20 protein-coding genes and 2 pseudogenes are annotated in these 20,998 nt (G+C 55.7%); 14 read left to right on the forward strand and 8 right to left on the reverse strand.

All coding sequences use genetic code 11. The features are described from left to right. On the forward strand, positions 1-734 hold a 734-nt coding region (locus AUC61_RS22505; protein ID WP_243248395.1), incomplete at its 5' end, for a hypothetical protein. 166 nt (positions 735-900) lie between these two features. Further along, a complete protein-coding gene (locus AUC61_RS22510) occupies positions 901-1,569 on the forward strand; it encodes a hypothetical protein (RefSeq protein ID WP_243248396.1) in 669 nt (222 codons plus the stop codon). Positions 1,570-1,624: 55 nt separating this feature from the next. Here the strand turns inward: AUC61_RS22510 and AUC61_RS22515 are convergent. Then, a pseudogene (locus AUC61_RS22515) lies at positions 1,625-2,548 on the reverse strand (hypothetical protein); the annotation flags it as partial. Between the two features lie 264 nt (positions 2,549-2,812). Here AUC61_RS22515 and AUC61_RS22520 point away from each other — a divergent pair. Both AUC61_RS22520 and AUC61_RS22525 read left to right on the forward strand, forming a co-directional pair. Then, on the forward strand, positions 2,813-3,478 hold the full coding sequence (locus AUC61_RS22520) for a hypothetical protein (protein WP_243248398.1): 666 nt from the start codon (positions 2,813-2,815) through the stop codon (positions 3,476-3,478). A 243-nt stretch (positions 3,479-3,721) separates the two neighbouring features. Then, the gene (locus AUC61_RS22525) at positions 3,722-4,099 is read left to right on the forward strand and encodes a VOC family protein (RefSeq protein WP_243248399.1); all 378 of its coding nucleotides are present in this window, start codon (positions 3,722-3,724) and stop codon (positions 4,097-4,099) included. Positions 4,100-4,150: 51 nt separating this feature from the next. Here AUC61_RS22525 and AUC61_RS22530 read toward each other — a convergent pair whose 3' ends face one another. Together AUC61_RS22530 and AUC61_RS22535 are read right to left on the reverse strand one after the other, a co-directional pair. After that, complete coding sequence (locus AUC61_RS22530; protein WP_243248400.1) at positions 4,151-5,680, reverse strand: FAD-dependent oxidoreductase; 1,530 nt, start codon at positions 5,678-5,680, stop codon at positions 4,151-4,153. Positions 5,681-5,717: 37 nt separating this feature from the next. After that, positions 5,718-6,200, reverse strand: a complete 483-nt coding sequence (locus tag AUC61_RS22535) for a GFA family protein (protein ID WP_243248401.1) — start codon at positions 6,198-6,200, stop codon at positions 5,718-5,720. A gap of 248 nt (positions 6,201-6,448) precedes the next feature. Between AUC61_RS22535 and AUC61_RS26760 the strand changes: the two are divergent. The 3 genes and pseudogenes from AUC61_RS26760 to AUC61_RS22545 all read left to right on the forward strand — a co-directional run. Then, positions 6,449-7,216, forward strand: a pseudogene (locus AUC61_RS26760) (MCP four helix bundle domain-containing protein); the annotation flags it as partial. A gap of 18 nt (positions 7,217-7,234) precedes the next feature. Next, positions 7,235-8,074, forward strand: coding sequence for a methyl-accepting chemotaxis protein (locus tag AUC61_RS26765; RefSeq protein ID WP_422765600.1), 840 nt, complete (start codon positions 7,235-7,237; stop codon positions 8,072-8,074). An 89-nt stretch (positions 8,075-8,163) separates the two neighbouring features. Further along, positions 8,164-9,408, forward strand: coding sequence for a D-mannose isomerase (locus AUC61_RS22545; RefSeq protein ID WP_243248403.1), 1,245 nt, complete (start codon positions 8,164-8,166; stop codon positions 9,406-9,408). A 54-nt stretch (positions 9,409-9,462) separates the two neighbouring features. Here the strand turns inward: AUC61_RS22545 and xth are convergent, their stop codons facing one another. After that, a complete protein-coding gene (gene xth, locus AUC61_RS22550) occupies positions 9,463-10,251 on the reverse strand; it encodes an exodeoxyribonuclease III (protein WP_243248404.1) in 789 nt (262 codons plus the stop codon). Between the two features lie 76 nt (positions 10,252-10,327). Further along, positions 10,328-11,416 carry an AbrB family transcriptional regulator gene (locus AUC61_RS22555; RefSeq protein ID WP_243248405.1) on the reverse strand — a complete coding sequence of 363 codons (1,089 nt, stop codon included), beginning with the start codon at positions 11,414-11,416 and terminating at the stop codon, positions 10,328-10,330. Between the two features lie 113 nt (positions 11,417-11,529). On the opposite strand from AUC61_RS22555, the gene AUC61_RS22560 reads away from it, so the two are divergent. Together AUC61_RS22560 and AUC61_RS22565 are read left to right on the forward strand one after the other, a co-directional pair. Continuing rightward, entirely contained in the window at positions 11,530-12,432 is a 903-nt protein-coding gene (locus tag AUC61_RS22560) for a LysR family transcriptional regulator (RefSeq protein WP_243248406.1), read from the forward strand. A gap of 96 nt (positions 12,433-12,528) precedes the next feature. Further along, positions 12,529-12,759: a hypothetical protein gene (locus AUC61_RS22565; RefSeq protein ID WP_243248407.1), complete on the forward strand. Its 231-nt coding sequence runs from the start codon at positions 12,529-12,531 to the stop codon at positions 12,757-12,759. 104 nt (positions 12,760-12,863) lie between these two features. Here the strand turns inward: AUC61_RS22565 and AUC61_RS22570 are convergent, their stop codons facing one another. After that, entirely contained in the window at positions 12,864-13,382 is a 519-nt protein-coding gene (locus AUC61_RS22570) for a nucleoside 2-deoxyribosyltransferase (protein ID WP_243248408.1), read from the reverse strand. 129 nt (positions 13,383-13,511) lie between these two features. Between AUC61_RS22570 and AUC61_RS22575 the strand changes: the two genes are divergently transcribed. Further along, positions 13,512-15,224 carry a VRR-NUC domain-containing protein gene (locus AUC61_RS22575; protein ID WP_243248409.1) on the forward strand — a complete coding sequence of 571 codons (1,713 nt, stop codon included), beginning with the start codon at positions 13,512-13,514 and terminating at the stop codon, positions 15,222-15,224. Between the two features lie 143 nt (positions 15,225-15,367). On the opposite strand, the gene AUC61_RS22580 is transcribed toward AUC61_RS22575, so the two are convergent. Beyond that, positions 15,368-15,691 (reverse strand): hypothetical protein, encoded by a 324-nt coding sequence (locus AUC61_RS22580; RefSeq protein ID WP_243248410.1) that lies wholly within the window; start codon positions 15,689-15,691, stop codon positions 15,368-15,370. A 411-nt stretch (positions 15,692-16,102) separates the two neighbouring features. Between AUC61_RS22580 and pstS the strand changes: the two genes are divergently transcribed. The 4 genes from pstS (at position 16,103) to pstB (ending at position 19,854) form a co-directional block, all read left to right on the forward strand. Then, a complete protein-coding gene (pstS, locus tag AUC61_RS22585) occupies positions 16,103-17,128 on the forward strand; it encodes a phosphate ABC transporter substrate-binding protein PstS (protein ID WP_243248411.1) in 1,026 nt (341 codons plus the stop codon). Between the two features lie 70 nt (positions 17,129-17,198). Beyond that, a complete protein-coding gene (gene pstC / locus AUC61_RS22590) occupies positions 17,199-18,194 on the forward strand; it encodes a phosphate ABC transporter permease subunit PstC (protein WP_243248412.1) in 996 nt (331 codons plus the stop codon). After that, positions 18,191-19,075, forward strand: coding sequence for a phosphate ABC transporter permease PstA (pstA, locus tag AUC61_RS22595; protein ID WP_243248413.1), 885 nt, complete (start codon positions 18,191-18,193; stop codon positions 19,073-19,075). Before pstC ends, pstA begins: the two co-directional genes overlap by 4 nt. Continuing rightward, the gene (pstB, locus tag AUC61_RS22600) at positions 19,075-19,854 is read left to right on the forward strand and encodes a phosphate ABC transporter ATP-binding protein PstB (RefSeq protein WP_087263883.1); all 780 of its coding nucleotides are present in this window, start codon (positions 19,075-19,077) and stop codon (positions 19,852-19,854) included. The genes pstA and pstB overlap by 1 nt, the downstream gene beginning before the upstream one ends. 9 nt (positions 19,855-19,863) lie before the next feature. Here pstB and AUC61_RS22605 read toward each other — a convergent pair whose 3' ends face one another. Further along, a complete protein-coding gene (locus tag AUC61_RS22605; protein WP_122663700.1) occupies positions 19,864-20,790 on the reverse strand; it encodes a LysR family transcriptional regulator in 927 nt (308 codons plus the stop codon). Positions 20,791-20,998 lie beyond the last annotated feature (208 nt).

Below are 20,998 nucleotides of genomic sequence, written 5' to 3' on the forward strand. Positions count from 1 at the left end.
TGCGTTGTCAGGGCAAGGTTTTTCAGGTGCTGCCGTTATTAATAAGACATCGAATGGAGGGCAGTGTGTTGAATATTAATGGTCTATCAAACGGTTTTAACGGCTTCCAGTCAAACAGCCTAACGCTTAATCAGCAGCCAAAGGGCCTCGGTGAAAGAGTCGCGGTTGAAACGGCGATTGCGACCGCTTCTACTGAGATAAATGAACTCCCGTTCTATCAGTACAAGAAAGAACCTTGGCTATCAGAGCCCGTATTTGAGTGCCTCAAAAATTTACACGGGTATGTATTGGAGCAAAAATTGTTTGAACGCCTTCATCTGGCATCTGCAAAACGTGCGCATGATGGTTTTATCAACGCACTGGCGGATGTTCACCCTGAAATAGCGAGTAAGAAATTTGGCTACACGCTAGGTGCAGATGCCTCTATCAAGGTAATTGATTATGATGAAAGCCTGACTGAAGCGGAGAGGGATGTACTCACGAAAGCCCTCAATGGCTTTGAGGGATTTAAGTCTGAATTGCAACGAGTAGCAAAAAGTATGATGACGCTCATCGATCATGATGACGAGACCTTTGGCGGTCGATACGCAGTGAGCATTGAAAGCTTTCAACATGTTATCGATTTTAACAAGGTACTGAGGTCCAGTATCGAAGACATGCATGATGAGTGGGTTGGCCAGGTAAAAAACCATGCGGAGCAGCAGGGCTCGTCACACATCGATTTGACAGTGTGAATCGTCAGTCTGGCAGGAAACTACCTGACTGAATGATGGCTGTCTGGGTTGGGGCTTTGAGAATGGCGTCACGTTCGCGGACTCATCAGAAATTTCCGACTGCGTTATCAGGGCAAGTTTTGTCGGGTTAAGCCGCTATTGGATATAACGCCAAACGGAGGGGCGCATGATGAATATCAATGGTATCGGCAATAGTCTGCTTGGCTTTCAGCAGGTCAATAAGGTGCGCGGCCAGGAACCGAATGAAAGCAGTAAACATTCCAGGGCGAACGAGGTTGACGAATCGGCAGCAGCGGTGTCAAAAGAAAAACCATTTTATGAATATCAGAGAGAACCATGGTTGACAGAGCCTGGGTATGAGCATGTCAACCAAAGAGAGGATTACGTGAAATGGAAGAAAATAAATGAAGAGATGGATTTTGATCTGACACAGATAACGTATTCGAGTTTTATGAAGCAGCTCGCGGACACTCGCCCCGAGCTGGCTGTAAAGGCATTCGGTTTTACGCTGGATGCAAGCGCCTCAATAAAAATAATTGACTATAACGAAAGCCTTACTGACGCTGAGAAAACAGAGCTGACAGAACGAATCAACGCTTTTGATGGTTTTCAAAGTCAGTTGCGCGCACGTGCGAGAGGAATGATGACTCTAGTGGATCACGATCATGAAACGTTTGGTGGACGGTACGTTTTGAATATCGAGAATTTCCAAGGTGTTATCGATTTTGCAAAGCTCATGAATGCCAGTGTCAATAATGTGTATGACGAGTGGGTCGGACAAGTGCAAACGAATGCGGGGGAGCGTGAATCCACACGGATATTATTAACGGTCTAGGCCTATCAGCCTGGCAGACTGTTGTCTGCCAGGCTGAGGGTGAGACTAAAGACGGGGGGGGCACGGTTTTGATAAGTTGCTGCCTGCAAATATGTCCGAAATGGAACAAGTGAGGCAGTGTCGCGGCATTAGTTTCTGATAGGTTCCGCAAGTAGTAACCTCCCACTCGATAGTAGGACCGCCAAGTATTGAAGCCGTGATGTCTATCAACAAAATCTTGAGCTTCTTTTCCTCCATCGCAGCGGCCCAGCTCAACGCGCCTGGATGCTAATCCATTTGCATCACTCACCATATTCCATTCAACAGGCTTTTGCTCAAGGCCGAAGGATAGACGAAAAAACGCTTTGCCTCCCTCCAGCGGAGCTCCCTGCGTATCGGTAAACACAACCTCAAGCAATGCTTCTTTATAAGCTTGTGTCGCCAGCCACCCCGGCTCCGAATACCCGCTAGGAATTCTGATTACCCCCGGCTCATCATGCAGATCGTACTTTTTAAGAACCGGGTACGATCCGAAGTTCAGGGAGTAGGAAATACTCGCTCCATGCTGCCGATTTCGGGGCGTTACGCGGATGATAAGCTCGGCGCCGGGTTCGAGATTTGAAAATACTTTACTCGGCAGGTTATGCGCCACCCAGTTACCGTTCTCGTAGTACTCAACCTTCCAGGCTTGTGTGGTTGGATTGCCGCCAGGAAACATAAGGATCACGTCTTGGCCACGCTGCGAAACAAAGCCGTAATAGTGGACTGGGTGCCTGCTGGTAAGCGCGTCATTCAAGCTGTGCAGTTTGTCTTCAAGGACGGAGAATCTGGGTTCTGAAAATTGCTGGTCGACTGCTGGTTCAGCTGCAGTAGTTTCGCTGCCCGTAGTATTGACCGCGTCCGTCTGCTCGGTATTCGCATGGGCTCCATAGGTCAGGCCAGCCGAGATGATTGCCGGGATTAGCCATCGTTTAATATTTCTCTTTTTTAATGTGTTCATGGATGTTCTCTAGTCGATTATGCAGGGCAACATGCCACTGTCAAAATCGACGTAATAGAGATTTAAACAAGGCGTCAACTCGCGCCTTTTAAAATCAGAAGCTTCCTACAAAAGTGGTTGTTTCATTTGAAATGGATGCTTGGGTTGAACTTTGAGAATGGCGTCACATTCGTGGATTCATCAGAAATTTCCTACTGCGTTATCAGGACAAGGTTTTTCAGGCGCTGCCGTTATTAAATAAGACGCCAAGTGGAGAGCAGGGTTGTGAATATTAACGGTATATCAAATAGTCTGGTCGGCCTGCAGCAGGTCGCGGCAATGCTTAATCAGCACTCAGAAAGGACAAGCGGAGAACTACTACTGGAAGAGACGGTTGAATTTCCGCCCGCAGTGGCTAAAGAACGCCCGTTTTATGAATATCAGGAGAAGCCTTGGTTGACCGATCCCGGCTATGAGCACTTCACCACTCGAGAAGAGTATGTGTGGATGAAAAAGGCGTGCAACGAAATTTATTTTGCGCTAACGCAAACTACCTACTCGCGTTTTATGAAAGATTTGGCTGATACGCATCCCGAGCTTGCTGATAAGTCATTTGGTTTTACCCTGAGTAGCAGTGCCTCCATAAAAATTCTGGATTACAAGGGAAGTCTTACTGAAGCTGAAAAAACGCTATTGACCGAACGCATCAATGGTTTTGATGATATCAAGCTTCAGTTGCAGGGCAGAGCCAAAGCCATGATGAAAATGGTTGACCACGATCATGAAACTTTCGGCGGTCGGTTCAAGGCGGATATCAATGATTTTGAACACGTTATTGATTTCGGCAAAATCCTGAGTGTCGGTGTTAAGCAAATTCGCACTGAATGGGTTAGGCAAGTTAGTCAGAATGCCGAGAGGCAGGACGTTTCGCGCATTTCCCTGTCCGTATGAGTACGTCAGTCTGGCAACGTCTACCAGACTGACGCTTGAATCAATTGCGAGGAGGGATTGTCCGCACAACCGTCTGTGTGCAAATGTGCCCTAGATTAAACCAGTGAGGTGCGGGGGGCATATTGCCGAGTTCGCATAAATAACCCGGATGCTCCCTACCTAGTCACTTGCGATTCGTCGCTACTGGACTTTATTCCCCTGTTTAAGTTTCATTGGCTGATGTGTCCCTTAAGAGCATCCGCAATGATCGATCACCTTGACCATTTGGTCCTGACCGCCGTAAATCCCGACGCCACCCAAGACTTTTACGTCCGGGTATTGGGCATGCAACTGGAGACTTTCGGTGCTGGACGCATCGCGTTCAGGTTTGGCGAGCAGAAGATCAATCTGCATGTTCGTGGCGCGGAGTTCGAGCCCAAGGCGCATTTGCCGGTGCCGGGCGCTCTGGATTTGTGCTTTATCGCATCGGTGCCGCTGGAGCAGGTGATCGAGCGTTTGAAGCAGACTGACTGGCCGATCATCGAAGGGCCCGTCATGCGCACTGGCGCGACCGGGCCGATACGTTCCGTGTACGTGCGCGATCCGGATCTGAATCTGATCGAGATTTCAGAACGGGTCTGAAGCGGGAGCATTGCTGCTTTCCCCGCTAATGCCTGTGCCACCGGTGTTTAATCACTCAGCTTTTTTGATCAAATCCAGAGCCTCATCAACGCCTAACGGCTGCTTCATTCGCTCTGCGAGAAGTGCCATCGGGCGTTCGTACTGGCAGGCAACTGCGGCTGCAACCAGGCCGTCTTTGCAGATCAGCGCGATGAACTCAAAGCGCTCCGGTTCTCCGAGATAAACGATGTTATCCCACTGCTCGGCGCGGCCCAGGTAGTCGATGCGTTTGCCGAAGTGGAAGGTCCAGAAGAACGGCACATCGGCAAACTGCACATGGCCGCCGAGCATATTGTGGGCGGCGATGCGCGCCTGTTGCTGCGCCAGCCGCCAGTGCTCGCTTCGCACGGTGGAGCCCGCCACCGGGAACGTTGTCATGTCGCCTGCTGCCCACAGGCTGTCGCACACCTGCATGCCTGAATCGGCAATCAAAGAGCCGTCTTCGTGACGCTTCAGTCCCTGGACGAAATCCGTAGCCGGGCGAACGCCGGTGCCTACCAGAACCAGGTCGGCGGGTAGGCGTTCACTGCTATCGAGCACCACGTATTCCAAAGCGTGTTCGCCAGTAAAGCGCATGGCTTCGACATGGGTGCGAAACAGCACGCCGTTTTGCTCATGCAGTCGGCGGATTGCGGTGCCGATGCGCTCGCCGAATTGCGCCAAAAAAGGCGTCTCATGGCGGGCAAGCACTGTCACCGCCAGCCCTCGTTTGCGCAACGCAGATGCCGCCTCCAGACCGATAAAGCTGTCACCGATGATCACCGCGTTGGCGTCTGGCTGCGCGGCATCGAGTACCGCTGCCGCATCATCACGTGAGCGCAAGGTCAGGACTTGTGGAAGGTCGGCACCGGGCAGCGTGAGTTCTTTCGGTATGCCTCCGGTGGCAATTAGGGCCGCGTCGTAATCAATGCGCTCGCCAGTGTTAAGGGTTATTTGCTTGTTTTGTGCGTCCAGCCTGGTGACGGCTGCCTGGATACGCTGAATGTTTTCATCAAGATAAAAACTTTCGTCGCGCAAGGCCGGCACTTCGTTCGGCTGCATGTCTCCAGCAATGACGAATTTGCTGAGGGCGGTTCGGTCATAACCCGGCTCTTCCTGCGGGTCAATCAATGCCAGCCGGCCGGTAAAGCCTTGCTCGCGCAGCGCAGAGGCGGCGGCCGTCCCCGCAGCACCGCCGCCGACTATGACGAAGTAGCGCCGGTCTGGCAGGGCAGCCGGACGGGATATCGACAGCGGTTGGTCGTCGACGACCACCCGACCTCCCTCCACGCTGGCCGGGTAGCGTTGCAACGAGTCCAGTGCCGGTGGCTCGCGAAGACCCCCGTCATCGATAGCAAATGCGGCTTTGTGCCAAGGACAGATCAGGCTGCCCGAGCATATCGCGCCATCGGCCAGTGGCGCACCGGCGTGGGGGCATTCGCCTTGGTATGCCCGAATCTGATCTGCAATCCGGATCAGGACAAGTTGTGTGTCGCCGATCGTGACCGGTGTCGGGCGGTCCTCCTTCAGGTCGGCAAATTGCGCAACATGATGCATTGCCATGTGTATCCCTCTCGGCTAGCAACTGTTAAGGACGCTCTTAGCGCACCAATCCCAATCGTTCATGCCACTCGGCAATTGATTCCTCGGGGTACTTGTCGAACTGTTGGTCTTTTTCATGCGCATCCACTTCAACCCAGGACGCTTTGGAGTCCAGAAGCAGGTGAGTGTGCTCAGGGGGTGTGGGCAGCGGGGTGTCGATGGCTGATGCAAACGGGTGAATCAGTTCTGGCCATTCGGGGCTGAACAGCCAGAGACCGCTGCCGCACAATTTGCAGAAATGCCGCTCGGCACTGCTGGTGCTGACGTGATGGTCTTCGCGCATTTTCGCGTGGTAAATCGTGATGTGCTCGCGCCCTTTGATTTTCAGCGACTTGGCATCGCCGCCCAGGTTTATCGAGTAACCGCCACCGCCTTGGGTCTTGCGGCAGATGGAGCAATAGCAGCGTTGATAGGGATAGGGATGGGCGCTGTTCAGGCTGAATTCGACTTCGCCGCAATGGCATGAACCTTCCAGATGCATGACTGAATCTCCTTTAAAAGAGCCACGGGTCATTTTTGAGGCCGTTATGGTCTAGACACACAGGTTGGCGGTTTGCTCTAAGACATTCGTCGGATAGCAAAAAGCTGATGTGGGACAGCCCCGCAAATAATTGTTGTCGTTAGTCTCAAGGACCCTCAAGAAGCCGATTGGCCAGTCGATAGCTAAAGTTGTCCTACAACTTTTTGCTGCTCAGTCTGACCTTCCTGCCAATAATAAGAGCTCTCGTCATGAACCTACGCAATTTGACTATCGCCCGCCGAGCCGGTCTTGGCTTCACGCTTATCTCGTTGCTGGTCGCCTTGCTCGGCTGGTTTGCCATGGTTCAGATGTCGACGATTCGGCAGAGTGAAGTCGCCGTTGAAACCAACTGGCTCCCCAGCATGCGTGTCATTAGTGATATCCGTGAAAACATGCTGCGCATTCGTACGATCTCCCTGCGTATGGCGCTTGACCCGGATCCGAAAAACATCCCGACGTACCGCAGCCAGCTCGACGTGCGGAATCAGGATCTGAACAAGAAGCTCGATATTTTCGCTTCGTTCGTGGACACCCCTGAAGAGAAAGTACTTAGCGATCAGTTCCGGGTGACACTGGCCGAGTACCAGAAGGCGCTGGACAAGTCGTTTGTGATCGCCGCACAAAATGACCGGGATGCGCTGAACAAGCTACTGCTCGTAGACATGAAAACCATCGTTGATGGCTCCGGCAAACAACTGGCCGACCTGGGCGATTTTTATGCCCAGCACGTGGACGCTGAAGGCAAGGCTGCCGAAGAGCAGTACGAAAAGTCGCGCAACATTGTCTTCATCTTCGTGATCCTTGCCGGTCTGGGCACCGTCGCCCTGGCCTTGCTGCTGACCCGCAGCATCGTGCGCCCGCTGGAAGTGGCAGTAACGGCTGCTGAGCATGTAGCCAACGGCGACCTGACCCAACGCATCACGGTTGATGGCAGCGATGAAGTGACGCGCCTGCTGGTGGCGCTGGACAAAATGCAGGGCAATCTGCGCTCGGCCATGCAACACATTGGCAGCTCCGCAACACAGTTGGCCTCGGCGGCTACCGAGCTGAACTCGGTCACCGAAGACAGCTACCGCGGCCTGCATCAGCAGAACGCGGAAATCGACCAGGCCGCGACCGCGATCAACGAGATGACTTCGGCCGTGGAAGAGGTGGCGCGTAACGCTGTATCCACCTCTGATGCATCGAACCATTCCAACCGGTCGGCTCAGGCAGGGCAGGCGCGCGTAGTGGAAACCGTGCAGTCGATCCAGACCCTGACCGATAACGTCCAGGCCACTTCGGCGCTGGTCCAGAGCCTGGCGGATCAGTCTCAGGATATCGGCAAGGTGCTCGACGTTATTCGCTCCATTGCGGAACAGACCAACCTGCTGGCCCTCAACGCTGCCATTGAAGCCGCACGTGCGGGCGAGTCCGGCCGTGGTTTCGCCGTAGTGGCCGACGAGGTGCGTGCGCTGGCACATCGCACTCAGCAGTCCACCCTGGAAATCGACAAGATGGTCAGCGCCATGCGCAGCGGTTCCGCTCAGGCGCTGGAATCGATGTTGACCAGCAGCGAGCGCGCCAACGAAACGCTGACCCTGGCCCAGGGTGCCGGTGAATCTCTGACCGACATCACTTCGTCCATCAATCAGATCTCCGAGCGCAACCTGGTCATCGCCAGTGCGGCGGAAGAGCAGGCTCAAGTGGCGCGGGAAGTGGATCGCAACATCGTCAACATCCGCGATCTGTCCATGCAGTCGACTCAGGGTGCCAACCAGATCAGCGCGTCCAGCAACGAACTGTCGCGTCTGGCGGGGGACCTGAACCAAGTGGTGGCGCGCTTCAAGGTCTGATTCGCTGCTGTCTGGTCGGCGCGCTTGCCCATGGCGGGTCGTGCCGGGCATGATTCGCCTCTGCTCAATGACAGAGGCGAGACAGCTTCATGGACAATAAGAACAATCTTTTCAGCAGTTGGCTTCGGGCGCCCGGACATCATGAGTGGCTGGCCCGTGAAGGTAATCGGCTGCTGACTTTCGCCAAGGCCTCACGGCTGCCCCAAGGGTTTGGCAATCTTGATGAGCGCGGTGTCCTGCCTGCAAACGCTCAAGCCGAAACCATGAATACCGCGCGTATGACCCACAGTTTTGCCATGGCTCATGTGCGAGGCATACCTGGCTGCGCGGCACTGGTAGACCACGGCGTTGCATCATTGCGTGGGCCGTTGCGTGATACGCAGCACGGTGGCTGGTTCAGCGGTCCGTTGACTGAGCAGAGCAAGGCTGACAAGCAGGCTTATCTGCATGCCTTTGTGGCGCTGGCGGCCAGTTCAGCAGTGGTCGCGGGGCGTCCCGGCGCGCAGGCGTTGCTGTCGGATGTGATCGAGGTCATTCAGCGTCGTTTCTGGAGCGAGGAGGAGGGCGCGATGCGTGAGTCCTTTGCTCGCGACTGGACGCAAGAGGAAGCGTATCGCGGTGCGAACAGCAATATGCACAGTACCGAGGCCTTTCTCGCGCTTGCCGATGTCACCGGTGATGCCCAGTGGCTGGATCGGGCATTGCGGATCGTCGAACGGGTTATCCATGGTCACGCTGCTGACAATGATCATCAGGTGGTCGAGCACTTCAGCCAGTCCTGGCAGCCTTTACCGGATTACAACCACGATAACCGGGCTGATGGTTTCCGCCCGTACGGCACGACGCCGGGCCATGCCTTCGAGTGGGCAAGGCTGTTGCTGCATCTGGAAGCTGCGCGTCAACGTCTGAAATTGCCGACTCCGGCCTGGCTGCTTGCTGATGCGCGCCAGCTGTTTGCCAATGCCTGCCGCGATGCGTGGAATGTCGACGGCTTGCCGGGCATTGTCTACACCCTGGATTGGCAGAAGAAACCGGTGGTTCGTCATCGCCTGCATTGGGTCCATTGCGAAGCCGCCGCTGCCGCCGCCGCGTTATTGCAGCGCACCGATGAAAAGCAGTACGAAGACTGGTATCGCTGCTTCTGGGAATTCAACGAAACGTTATTCATTGATCGCGAACTGGGCAGTTGGCGTCATGAACTCAACGAGCTCAATCAGCCCAGTGCGGATATCTGGGCAGGCAAACCGGATCTGTATCACGCCTATCAGGCGACCTCGCTGCCGGTATTGCCGTTGGCCCCGAGTCTGGCGAGTGCTCTGGCGGGGATGGGGTGAGTCGATGCGGTCTCACTGCGTGGCAATTTTCTCCCACAGGGATTGCCGAGCACCCTAATCCCCCATCTCCAGCTCCACCCACGTTGGCGCATGATCACTGGGGTGGGGTTCATTTCTCGGCCAGTGATCGACTCCGGCGCGTTCGAGCCGGGCGCTGGTTTGCGCATTGAGCAGCAAATGGTCAATCCGCAAGCCGGAGTTGCTTTCCCAGTGTTTGCGAAAATAATCCCAGAAGGTGTAAATCCGTTCGTCCGGGAAGCAGGTGCGTAGTGCATCAGTCCAGCCCTGGCTGAGAAGGCGCTGAAAGCACTCACGGCTTTCTGGCTGCAACAGCGCATCCTTGAGCCATGACCGTGTGTTGTAGATGTCTTCGTCGGTCGGTACTACGTTGTAGTCACCTGCCAGCACCACCGGATGCCCGCTGTCATAAAGCGCCCCGGCATGCTCGATGAGCTTTTCAAACCAGGCCAGTTTGTAATCGAACTTGGGGCCTGGCTGCGGATTGCCATTGGGCAGGTACAGGCAGCCGACAATCACGCCGTGTGCAGCCGCTTCTATGTAGCGGCTCTGGCTGTCTTTCTCGAAGCCTGGCAGACCACGACGTACCTCCAGCGGCTCCATGTCCCTGGCGAGAATGGCCACGCCGTTCCACGACGGTTGGCCTTGCCAGATCGCACCGTAGCCGGCTTCACGAATTTCATTAATCGGGAAGGCGAGGTCGGCGGCTTTCAATTCCTGCAGGCACACCACGTCGGGACTCTCGCGCCGCAGCCAGTCCAGCAGGATAGGCAAGCGGCTGCGGATGCCATTGATGTTAAAGGTGGCGATTTTGACGGTGCTCACGGTGGTCCTCTCAAAAGACGCAGTGATTAACTGTTTGAGAGGCGCCAGCGCGATAGATTCAATGGATCAAGGGCGATCAGTGCGAATGCACGCCCTTGTCAGTCAGGCGGATTATTTGCCGCGCAAGGAATGCGCCGGTGAGGATGACGCCGATCAAGCGCAGTGTCTGCATGGCCAGTACGAAGCCAACATCCGAATGGGTATCAATGGCTATGATCGCCATCGCATCCAGGCCGCCGGGGCTGGTAGCCAGGTAAACCGATAGAAAATCCTTGTCGAGCATGACCGCAATCAACCAGGCCGAAAGTGCGCAAAGCACAATCAGCAGCATTGAGCCAAGAATCATCGCCGGCATGCGGCGCCATACATAGCGGATGGTCGGACGGTCGAAACGCAATCCGACGTAGCTGCCAATGGCTCCATAGGCCAATGTCAGCATCCAGGTGGGCAAGGTGATTTGCAGCAGCCCGCTCAATTGCAGAGCGCCACCAATCAGCAGCGGCCCCATCAACGCACCCGCAGGGATTTTACTGGCGACGATGATGCCGAACACAATCACCGCAAGGCTCAAGGCAAAGTTCAGCAGATTGATGCCTTGCAGCTCCACCTGGGCGCTGTGTGCTTCGGTACCGCCGCCTTCCACGCCAATCATTCGGCTGACGACGGCCCCGACCATCACCACGCAGACCACCCGCACATATTGCATGGTGGCTACCACGCGCGAGTCGGCGCCATAGTCTTCCGACATCGCAACCATCGCTGAGGCTGCGCCGGGCGATGTGCCCCAGGCCGCGGTGCTGCCCGCAATTCCGGCATAACGCACCAGGCAAAGGCCGACCCCGGCACTGAGGAGCACCGTGAGTGCGGTCGCAAACAGCATGACGTGCCAGGAATGTAACGCGGTGATCAGTACGGCCATGGTCATCGAATGTGCAATCAGTACGCCGACCGTACCCTGACCCAGGCGGAACAGGTTTTTATGCAGGCGGATGTTCGCGCCCATCACCCCGAATCCTATCGCCACCAACATGGGGCCAAGGAACAGTGCCGCGGGCATTTGCCAATATTTGAGAAGTTGTCCAGCAGCACCTGCAAGCAAGATCAGGCCCAACCACTGAACCGGTTTTGGAAGGGTATGCAGCGAAAAGCCAGAGGCGCATGACAAGGGGGGGGCTCCGCAAGGCGAGACAGGACGCTCGTACGACGAAAGTATCGACACTTCAATCGATCAAGTCTATTTTCTAATAGTCATGAATTGATAACTTTGGTTGATGAATTATGGATCTCCGCGATCTTGCCTATTTTGAAACGATTGCCGAGCTCGGCCACCTTGGGCGTGCTGCGCAGAAACTCAACCGCAGCCAGCCTGCGCTGACGAAAAGCATTCAGCGCCTGGAGGAGTCGTTTGGCACTCGCTTGTTTCAGCGCGACGGTCGCCGGATCAAGCTGACTCCGGTCGGGGAGTTGCTGCAGGCACGGGGCAAGGTGCTGCAGCAGAGCATCGCCCAGACCCAGCGCGAGGTGCGCGATTTTGCCAGTGGTGCTGTGGGAAACATACGCGTGGGCTGTGCGTCGACCATGGCCGAATACTTGCTGCCGAAGCTGACGTCAGCGCTGTTGCAACGCGCCCCGGATATCACCTTGAAGATGGTTATTGGTCAGGACGACCTGTTACGTGAATCCCTGCGGTCCGGACAGCTGGACATGATCATCTGCACGCTGATTACTGACGATGAGCAGTTCGAGAGTTTTGAGATTCTGAAAGACGAGGCGGTTGTGATCGCCAGCAAGGATCATCCGATCTTCAAGACTCGCTATACGATGGCTGACCTCTGCGCGTATCGCTGGGTACTGCCGCCCGCCAGCGTCTCGTCGCGCAAATGGCTGGATCAGGCGTTCAGTGCTCAACAATTGCCGCTACCTGTCGCGCAGATTGAAGCCAACTCGATCCCGCTATTGCCGGGGCTGATCGAGCGCACCAGCTTGCTGAGCTTCACTGCCCGTGAAACCCTCGAGTTCGGCAACAACATGCAACATTTGCGCGAAGTGGTTGTGAAGGAAACCACCATGAAACGCACCATCGGCTGCACAGTCCGTAAAGGCGGGTATCTATCGCCCGCGGCGCAAGCCATGGTGCAGATGTTACGTGACAGCAGCGGAGAATTTTTGAGCTGGAGCTGACACAGCTAGCTCCATTTTCCTACAGGCTGGGTTAGCCTGTGGTCATGCAAGCACGTTGGTGGCGCTGGCACAGAGAAATGATCAGGAGAGCAGTAGATGCAGACACTTTCACCGTTTTACATGCAGGTCACTTCCGCGCATTTTTATGCATGTGCAGACCATCATTTTGGTGGTGATCAATCGCCGCTGAACGATGCCGATGCGGATGAAGATACTGACCCGGAAGGTTATCTGGACCTGGATGTGCTGGGGCTGGACGAATTCAGCGACTCGGACAAGCTGGACCCGATTTTTAGCAGTGACGTGGGTTCTTCATCGGTGAACTGAGTGTTCCAGTTGCACTTACGAGGCCAGCGAAGGCGGTCTGTCTGATACTCCGCCTTCGCTGGCCTCGTAACCTCGGTGAGCTCCTACAGATCCAGTGTTAGCTCCTACTGATCGGGCATTTGTCTTGCCAGATACAGCGACAAGGCCTCGACCGCCAATTCAACTGTCGAACTCGAACCGGCCCAGGTGCAAGCCAGCATCAAGTTTCTCGGCAGACCGAAATCCTCCACTGCATACCCGTGTTCGTCATAACCATTCACGTCGTGCGGTACCAGATCTCGTAGCGACTCCACCGGGTCGAAATAAACCCACACGGGCTTGTTCAGCGCGATTGCCATGCCGACTTCAAACGCCGTCCCGGAATCCGGTTCAAGACCGCGGAACACATTCAGGTTGGCCAGCACCGCCGTGCTGCGCTGAATCATGGCGATGTTCATCGAGCAGATCAGTTGCGCGGTTTCCTGAGCAGAGAGATCGGTGGGTACTTCGTTGTCGAAGGGGTACAAGCCTTCCAAGCTGTGAGCGGTACACAAGGCCTTGAGGTATTGACCATGCTCAATGGCATCTGCCCGAAATACATCGAAGCCGGCCAGATAAATCTGCGGTGCAGTGGCAATCTGCATTGTCGATTTCCTGCGTAACAGTGAGGAATATCGATTCTAGCGCTTCATACATCGGCGAACTGTAAGCCATTTATCGGAGGGGCTGATTCAAGACTGGAATCTGTATGCATAAACAGTATCCTTGCCGATATGTCTGACTGGTTGCGAACCCCTGCTGTGAACACGTCGCCCCTGGAAAATCCGTTTTACTACCTTGAGAACTTCCGTCAGGTGCTGGCCTGGATCGGGCAGCGCTATGCTGACTTGCTGGATGAGCAGGAACAGGAATTCATTCGCTGCTTTGCGCAATTGCCGCAACCGGCTCAAGGTCTGCTGGTGCGCATGGTCATGCGCAAAGGCGAGCTGTTTCGCTCCAGCAAATTGGGTTACCCCGAGCTGGGTGACACGCGCGAAGCGGTGCAACCGCTGCTGATCAACGGCTGGGTTGACCCGCGCCCGGCGCTCAGCCTCGAACAATTGTTTGTTCTGTTGCGCAAGGCCGAACTGGCGGCCTGCTTCAAGGCGCACGGTGTTCGCGGCACGGAGCGAAAGCACGAACTGTTGGAGCTGTTACAACCCCACCATCAGATCGCGCAACCCCTGGACAGCTGGCACGCTGATCTGGACGAAACGATTTTCGCCCTGCGGGTGATGCCGCTCTGTGATCGTTTGCGCTTGCTGTATTTCGGAAACCTCTACCAGGAATGGTCCGAGTTTGTTCTGGCGGACCTGGGCGTGTATCGCTATGAAAAGGTCGAGTTCTCGCTGGACTCCCGGGCCATCAGTGACCGGGCGGATATCGATACCTGCCTTGAGTTGCACGCCTGCCGTCAGGCGCTGGATGAGGGCGTGGCACTGGAGCTCCTGGCTTCACGCGCCATGGCTATCTACACCCGCAATCCCTGGCTCGAGATGCGCCGCAGCAAGACACTGTTTCAGATCGGTCAGCAGGCCGAGCGTGAGCAGGACTGGCAGCTGGCGTTGAGCGTGTACGAGTGCAGCGACTACCCCGGCGCTCGCTCCCGGCGCATTCGGGTGCTGGAACGCTGCGAGGACTATAACGCCGCCATGGGGTTACTCGAGCAGGTGCAAGCCGCGCCGCGAAGCGATGCCGAGCAGCAGCATGCACGTCGGGTACTACCACGTCTGCAGCGCAAGCTTGGACTTATCGATAAGGTCCGAAGGGTCACGCGTAAAGTCGAACGTCTGGATGTCAGTGTGCCGCAGCGCTCTGACCTGACAGTGGAACAGATGGTCCAGCAGCATCTTGCGCAGGAGGGCAGTGAGGTTTACTACGTCGAGAATACCTTGATCAACTCGCTGTTCGGTCTGCTCTGCTGGCCAGCCATCTTCGCCCCGTTACCGGGCGCATTTTTTCATCCCTTTCACAGTGGGCCGAGTGATCTGCACAGCCCGGATTTCTACACGAGGCGTGCCGGGCTGTTCGATGCTTGTCTGGCACAGCTTGATTCCGGTACCTGGCAGGACACCGTTCGTGAGTGTTACCAGAATAAGTTCGGCCTGCAGTCGCCTTTCGTATTCTGGGGCGCTTTGACGCCCGAGTTGCTTGAGCAGGCGTTGCACTGTCTGCCGGTCGAGCATCTACGGCACTGGTTCAGGCGGCTGTTACTGGACATCAAGGCCAACCGGACCGGTATGCCGGACCTGATTCAATTCTTCCCGGCGCAACAGCGCTATCGAATGATTGAGGTCAAGGGGCCGGGTGACCGGTTGCAGGACAATCAGCTGCGCTGGCTGGACTTCTGCGCCGAGCATGGCATGCCGGTAGTGGTGTGTTATGTGCAGTGGGCAACCCCTGTGATGCAGGAGCCTTGTGAAAAGATTCACAGCCACATCAACTAACAGGTTTAACTTTCCATAGTGGCCTGTGAGCGGTTGCTGTTGGAGCGAGGCTTGCCCGCGAAGAACGATAACGCGTGTTGTCTGACATACCGCGTCACCGGGTTCGCGGGCAAACCTCGCTCCAACAGGGAATGCATCAGAGATCAGCCACCACTGCCCGACCCGCCAGCGCCGCCCGAATTGCCGCCCTTGCTACCTTCGCTCTTGTTCTGATCATTGGGCATCCCGTTGCCTGTACCGGTAGCACCATCGATTTTGGGTTCCGGGTCCATGCCCTTGACTCCAGGGGAGGTACCCGGTGGGTTGGTACTGGTGCCATCAGTATTATTTTTCTCCATACCGCTGGCGGGCGTTTTAGGCGTTGTATCCACCGGGTTGGTCGGTCCGGTTGAGCCTGCGAACGCCGAGCCTGTGACCGCAGTCAGTAGCCCCGCAAGCATCAGGGCAGTCATTTTATTTTTGTTCATCAGATGAATCTCCATTGTTAGGGGCGATACATCTTTTTGGTGGCGGGAAGGGGCGATAGGTGCCGTGCATGCCGACCAATGGTGTGGATGTGACATCTCTAGTCTGCAAAATTCCTGTCGTCAAAATGCAACATTCAGGGCTGCCGGACCTGAAGACAGTCGGCATTTCAGTGATATGAGTGGCTCAAAGCTATTATTCGGAAAATTTCTCGCCCCTATCTGTGTAACCCCGGTTTTCATTGGGCGAAACACGAAGTTACGCATTCACTCTCCATCAGAAAAAACCTACAAAAAAGCCCCTTTGTGACACAACTCGACTGATTGTCATGAAACCGCAACATTCCGAGGATTAAATCCGCATCGGGCCTTCCCATGGATGGGCCACCAAATTTCCCTTGTTGAGGTATCGCCGTGATTCTGCTGACTAAAAAACGCTTGTCGGTTCTGCTCGCTTCGATGTGCCTGAGTGGCATGGCTCATGCGGTAGACGTAACAGGCGCTGGTTCGAGTTTCGTCTTCCCGGTTATCTCCGCGTGGTCGCAGAATTACAGCAAGTCTGCCGACAACCGCATCAACTATCAGTCGATCGGTTCTGGCGGTGGTATCGCTCAGATCAAGGCTGCAACCGTAGACTTCGGCGCTTCCGATGCCCCGCTGTCTGCAGAAGACCTTGAGAAAGGCGGTCTGGGTCAGTTCCCAAGCGTGATCGGCGGCATCGTGCCAATCATCAACGTTGAAGGCATCGAGCCTGGTCAACTGAAGCTTGATGGTCCAGTACTGGCCAAAATCTTCATGGGTGAAATCAAGAAGTGGAACGATCCAGCGATCGTTGCCTTGAACCCAGAGCTCAAAGATAAACTGAAAGACCAGAACATCACCGTTGTTCACCGTTCGGACGGTTCGGGCACTTCGTATAACTTCACCAACTACCTGAGCAAAGTCAGCCCGGAGTGGAACGAGAAGTTGAAGTTTGGTTCGACCGTTCAATGGCCAGCCGGTGTAGGCGGCAAGGGTAGCGAAGGCGTTTCGGCCTACGTCAAGCAGATCAAGGGTTCGATCGGCTACGTTGAGCACTCCTACGCTGAAACCAACAAACTGTCTTACACCCAGTTGAAGAACGCTGCGGGCAAGTTCATCAAGCCAGACGCCAAGGCCTTCGCTGCTGCAGCTGACACTGCTGACTGGAACAGCGTTAAAGACTTCAACCTGATCATGACCAACGCTCCGGGCGAAACTGCATGGCCGATCACGGCTACCACCTGGATCATCATGTACAAGAAAGCCAAGAACGCAGAGCAAAGCGCTGCTGCTTTCGACTTCTTCAAGTGGTCGCTGGAAAACGGTCAGAAACAAGCTGAAGACCTGTCCTATGTAGCACTGCCGAAAGCCCTGGTTACCAAGGTTGAGGACTACTGGAAAACCGAGTTCACCAAGTAATTCGACGTTTCTCCGGCTCACCCCTGTCATCGCTGCCCGATGACAGGGTTTCTTTGCGAGTGGACCCAAGATGACTGAAAACACCCAATATTTGTCCGCTGCGATCCCTGCTTCCGTCACTGAAGGTGAACGCCGCGCGGCCCGTGATCAGCGTCATGATCGCTGGTTCAAACGCGTCATGGGCGGTTCGGCGATGCTGGTTCTGGCATTGCTCGGCTGTATCGCACTTTCGACCTTGTGGGGCGGCAGCCTTGCATTCCAGACCTTCGGTTTCGGTTTTTTAACCAGCACCGAATGGAACGTGGTCGACGGCAAGTTTGGTGCACTGGTGCCGATCTACGGTACGTTGGTCACCTCTTTTCTGGCTTTGCTGATCGCCGTTCCGGTGAGCTTCGGCATTGCGATTTTCCTGACTGAAGTAGCGCCGCCATGGTTGCGACTGCCGATTTCTTCGGCTATCGAGTTGTTGGCGGGTATTCCTTCGATCATCTACGGCATGTGGGGCCTGTTCGTGTTCGGCCCTTATATGGCTGAACATATTGCACCGTGGATCAATGACAACCTGGGCGAGCTGCCCTTTATCGGCACGATGTTCCAGGGGCCGCCACTGGGTATCGGCATGCTCACCGCCGGTATCGTGCTGGCGATCATGATCACGCCGTTCATTACCTCGGTGATGGTCGAAGTATTCAAAAGTGTCCCTACCACCCTTAAAGAGTCGGCGTACGCGTTGGGCGGCACGACCTGGGAAGTGGTCTGGGACATCGTTCTGCCGTACACCCGTTCCGCTGTTGTCGGCGGCATCTTCCTCGGACTGGGCCGTGCGCTGGGTGAAACCATGGCGGTGACCTTCGTACTGGGCAACTCCCACCAGTTCTCGGCGTCGCTGATGATGCCGAGTAGCTCGATTGCTTCGGTAATCGCCAACGAGTTCAACGAGGCTTACACCGACTTGCATCGCTCGTCGTTGATTGCCCTGGGCTTCCTGCTGTTCGTAGTGACCTTCATCGTGCTGGCTCTGGCTCGCATCATGCTGTCGCGTCTGTCCCGCAAGGAGGGGTTATGAGTAAGGAAGTGACTGGCAACGAGAGCCTTTATCGGGTTCGCGACTTGAAGAACAAAGCAGCAATGGTCCTGAGCTGCGCCGCGACGGCGTTCGGCCTGTTGTGGCTGGTGTGGATCCTGCTGACCACCATCATCAATGGTGTGGATGCCTTGAACTTTCGACTGTTCAGCGGCATGACTCCGCCGCCTGGCGTTGAAGGCGGTCTGGCCAACGCCTTTTACGGCAGCGTGCTGATGTCCGGCATCGGCCTGTTGATCGGTACGCCGATTGGCCTGATGGCTGGTGTCTGGCTGGCAGAGTTCGCCCGCTACTCGAAACTGGGTAACGCGGTCCGCTTCGTCAACGACATCCTGTTGTCGGCTCCGTCCATCGTGCTGGGCCTGTTTGTGTACACCGCGGTGATTCTGCCCCTCAACGAATGGACGGATCACAAGGTCGGCTTTTCGGCGATTGCCGGTGCGCTGGCGTTGGCGTTGCTGGTAATCCCCGTGGTGGTGCGTACCACCGATGAAATGCTTCAGTTGCAGCCTTCAACCATGCGCGAAGCCGCGCTGGCGCTGGGTGTGCCGCAGTGGAAGCTGACCCTGCAGATCGTACTGCGTGCCGCCAAGGCCGGTGTGGTGACAGGTGTCTTGCTGGCGCTGGCCCGCATCACTGGCGAAACCGCGCCGTTGTTGTTTACCGCGTTCGGCAACCAGTTCTGGAGCAGCGATCTGCTCAAGCCGATGGCCAGCGTACCGGTCGTGGTGTTCCAGTACGCCATGAGCCCATTCGACGATTGGCACTCTCTGGCCTGGGCAGGCGCTCTGGTCATGACACTGTTCGTGCTGATCCTCAGCCTCGCTTCCCGCTTAATTCTTTTGCGCAATAGGGCGTCTTGATGAATAACCTTTCCCTTGCCAATGAAAAAACCAAGATTCAAGTTCGTGGTCTGGAGTTTTTCTACAACGAACAGAAGTCGCTGAAATCCATCGACATGATCATCCCGGAAAAACGCATCACCGCGATCATCGGTCCGTCGGGTTGCGGCAAGTCGACCCTGCTGCGCGTGTTCAACCGTATTTACGCGATGTACCCGAAGCAGGAAGCCAAGGGTGAAGTGCTGCTGAACGGTGAGAACATCCTGGCGCCGGGTTATTCGATGAACCGCCTGCGTAGCCACGTGGGGATGGTGTTCCAGAAGCCTGTGCCGTTCCCGATGTCGATCTTCGACAACATTTCCTACGCCATCAAGCACCACGAAAAGCTGTCGCGCCGTGAAATGGAAGACCGCGTGGAAGAGGCCCTGCGTGGTGCTGCGCTGTGGGACGAAGTCAAAGACAAACTCAACAAGAGCGCGACCGGTCTGTCTGGCGGTCAACAGCAGCGTCTGTGCATTGCCCGCACCATCGCGCTGCGCCCGCAAGTCCTGCTGCTCGACGAGCCGACTTCAGCCCTTGACCCGATTTCCACTGGCCGTATCGAACAACTGATCACTGAGCTCAAAGAGCAGTTCACGGTGATCATCGTGACCCACAACATGCAGCAGGCTGCGCGTTGCTCGGATTACACCGCGTTCATGTTCATGGGCGAGCTGATCGAGCACGGCGATACCGACACCATCTTCACCAAGCCATCCAAAAGCCAGACTGAAGATTACATCACCGGCCGTTTCGGCTGATTTCCCTTCTCAGAGAATCGGGGAGACCTTGTCGCGGTCTCCCATGAATTCTTCCAGTCTTTTGCGTAACCACCGCTCTGCCGGGTCGGTGTCCATGATGCTCAGCCAGGTCATGGACAGTTCCAGATTCGGAGTGATAAAGGGCAGGGGTTCGCCGTACAGTTGGCCGGTATTGATCATTGCCTGAGTCAGGTGGTCCGGCAAATTGCACAACAAATCAGTGCCCGCCATCAGTGCGGGCAATGTGCTGTATTGCGGCACTGAAAGTACGGCCTTGCGTTTGCGACCAATCGCGTCCAGCCATTCATCGGCGAAGCTGCTGATATTGGCCACGTGAGAGACCACCACATGTGGACGTGCGCAGTATTCGTCCAGCGTCATCGGCGTTGCCGATTTGTCGGCGCGTACCACCATCGGCTGTATGGAACGCAGCAGTTTGCGTTTGGCGTTGGCGGGCAGCTCCTGAGTCAGGCATACCCCCACCGTGATTTCGCCAGACATGAGCAACTCGGAGATATTCCAGTAGTTGACCTGTTTGATGACCAGTACAACGCCGGGGGCTTCTTCGCGGATGGCGCGTAGCAGGGCGGGCATCAGGCTGTATTCGACGTCATCGGATAGACCGATGCGAAAGGTCATGTCGCTGCTCGCAGGGTCGAAATCCCGGGTGAGGCTCAGGGCGACCGACATTGCATCGAGTGCCGGGGACAGGTGATGAATGATTTCCTGTGCCCTGGCGGTGGGTTCCATCCGGTGACCGACGCGGATGAACAGCGGATCATTGAACAGCGCCCGCAACCGGTTGAGGGCGGCGCTGATCGTTGGTTGGCCGAGGAACAGTTTTTCGGCGGCGCGAGTGACGTTGCGCTCTTGCATCAAGGTTTCGAAAACCACCATCAGATTGATGTCGGCCTTGCGCAGTTCGTTTCGGTTCATTGGGCTCGCGATCCGGGAGGGCTTTTAGCGTGTGGGGTCAAACTAGCAGTTACATGCTGTAACGCTCAAGCTGCGTGTTGGGTTTGGGTTTAGTGTCGATACCGGGGTTGGGGTGTATATCCGTTATTGCGGTTGCTGCTGATATTGGTTGCGCCCTTACGGCGCGTCACTTTCGAAAATCCGGAAGCCGGCCCAGTCAAAAGTAACC

The organism is Pseudomonas maioricensis (genome assembly GCF_022790535.1).
GTDB lineage: Bacteria > Pseudomonadota > Gammaproteobacteria > Pseudomonadales > Pseudomonadaceae > Aquipseudomonas > Aquipseudomonas maioricensis.